The 2,098-nt window shown below is 65.7% G+C and carries 1 protein-coding gene and 2 pseudogenes; all 3 read right to left on the bottom strand.

What is annotated here, in order from left to right:
- Window positions 1-99: 99 nt before the first annotated feature.
- A pseudogene (locus tag AB0I10_RS41015) lies at window positions 100-388 on the bottom strand (hypothetical protein).
- Window positions 389-663: 275 nt separating this feature from the next.
- Window positions 664-1,287: a histidine phosphatase family protein gene (locus tag AB0I10_RS41010; RefSeq protein WP_363157832.1), complete on the bottom strand. Its 624-nt coding sequence runs from the start codon at window positions 1,285-1,287 to the stop codon at window positions 664-666.
- A 232-nt stretch (window positions 1,288-1,519) separates the two neighbouring features.
- Window positions 1,520-1,711 (bottom strand): annotated as a pseudogene (locus tag AB0I10_RS41005) (IS5/IS1182 family transposase); the annotation flags it as partial.
- Window positions 1,712-2,098 lie beyond the last annotated feature (387 nt).

Below are 2,098 nucleotides of genomic sequence, written 5' to 3'. Positions count from 1 at the left end.
GTGCGGTGCAGTCCTAGACAGCTCCACCACACCGGAGGTCTTCGCCATGATCAAGCCCGGCAAGTGTCAACAACGCTCGTGATCAATACAGCTAGTTCTTCAGAGCGTCCTTGTCATGAAGGCGCTGTTCGGGTCGGGTTGGTAGTCGGCGAAGGGTCCGCAGTGCTGGAATCCGAACTTCTCGAACAACCTCCGGGCGAGTCGGAAGAACTCAGCGGACCCGGTTTCCAGGCTCAGGCGAGTGAATCCCATGCGCTGGGCTCCGGAGGCTGTCGAGGTCAAGGGCAAGTTTGCTCTCCAGTGGCGTAAGCGACCGCATCTGCTGGACGTGCTCATCGAGGAACCTGGCGATCTCTGGCCCGGAGAGGTCATCTACCACGATCTCCAACTTGCTCATCCTTCTTTGGCTCGGCTCGCGGGGCGCCGCGTTACATCGGCGGCAAGGTCGGTGCCACACCCGGGGCACGAGACGCCCGGCGTTGTGCCTTGTGCCTTGTGCGTCGACGCGTCAGCAGCTCCCTCAGACGGAGTACGGCCTCTTCCACGGCCCCGAAGTGTCAGCCCAACCACCTCGGCCACGGCTAGCCAGGCAGCCAGGCAGCCAGGCGAGTGTCGCTGGATCTCCACCTGTTGACTACCGATGCGATTGGTAGATCGCTGCCCTCAGATGTGGAGTTCGGGCGGGAAGCCGGTCCAGCGAAGCTCTGCAGGAAGGTGCCCCATGTCGTTGTAGAAGAGCACAGAAGCGGGCCGACCGGGCGTGTATCGGATGACGGTCAGCGCGGCGTTCGCGTGGTTGAGGCCCATCCAGCGCCACTTCGGAGCGTCGAGGGCAGATCGGACGAGCCAGCCGATGAGGAAGTTGTGGGTGACGATCAGTTCGTGGCGAGGCTCGTCACCGTCGGCAGGTCCGGCGAACTGTGCGAGAGCTGCCTGAGCCAACGCCGGCCCGTGTTCGCGCTCATCGGCCGGGAACTGGGACAGGTGGCCGAGCATGGCGTCGGCCGATTCCGAAGGCAGCTCCTCTCGCTGCGGCAGATAGGGGATGTAGTCCCCAGCCAGTTCGGACGGTTGCAGGGGAACGTCGTCGAGCTGGTCGCAGATCCGCTGGGCAGTCTGCTCCGCTCGTGGGAGCGGACCGTGATGGATAGCCGAGAGACGGCTGCGCTGAAGCCGCTCACCCAGCAGTACCGCTTGTCGGCGGCCGTTGTCCGTCAGCTTGCTCTCATCCGGTGAAGCCTCACCGTGCCGCGCGAGGTAGAGGTAGCGGGTGGCTGTTCCAGTCATTGACGAGATCCTCTGTCAGCGTTCATGAACTTGGTTCATGATCTGGCGAACGTCTGGACGGACGCTGGCATGCGCCGTGCGGTTCCGCCGCCGACGGAAGCATCGTCCAGAGGCACCCGTCGGCGGCGAGTCCGGGTAACACGCTGTGCGCCCGCCGCAGCCCCGCCACCCGAGCTTGTGCCAATGCGCTCGGCGTACAGCGTCAAGGCGCCGTTCTTTGCGGACCGGGGTTGTATGCCTCACGGTCGAAGGTTGATGGTCTGCCGTCGGCCGCGCGTCGCCGCTTCCGGTTGGCCCTCTGGTCCACGGGGCTCGGGATGACTGCCCTGATCCCTCGTCGGCGCAGGTGAGCACGGATCGCATGGGAGGTAAAGGCCTTGTCCGCGAGGACCATTGCGGGCGGGGTGCGGGGGGGGCGGCCCAGTGGGTCGGGGCACCCGAAGTGCAGTGCATGGTCGTCCGGCTCGCCCGCCGGAGCCGTATTTTGCGGGCTCTGGCAACGTGCTGCTGCGCGCGGACGACGGTGAAACTGGAAGATCCTGCGGCACTGCAGGCTGCAGGGCGACGGCGTTTCCCCCGTGCCACCAACGGCGTCGCTCACATGCACAACCCCCTCTCGGCCTGGCCTGATCAGTGTTGCGAGATCAGCTTCAGGGCGGCCACGGGTCTTCACGGGCACTGGTCCGAAGTCCTGTCACCTTCCGCCTGCTGGGAGGCGGGGGGGGTCAGGGGGTCGGTCGAAATGGTGTTACCGGGGGTTGGGGCGGGCCCAAGGAAGGGAGATCGGGGGGGTGGGGGGGTGGTTGTGGGG

The organism is Streptomyces sp. NPDC050636 (assembly GCF_040654775.1).
Lineage (GTDB): Bacteria > Actinomycetota > Actinomycetes > Streptomycetales > Streptomycetaceae > Streptomyces.
Note: the sequence above shows the minus strand (reverse complement) of the source record. Positions and strands in the feature narration are given on the sequence as shown.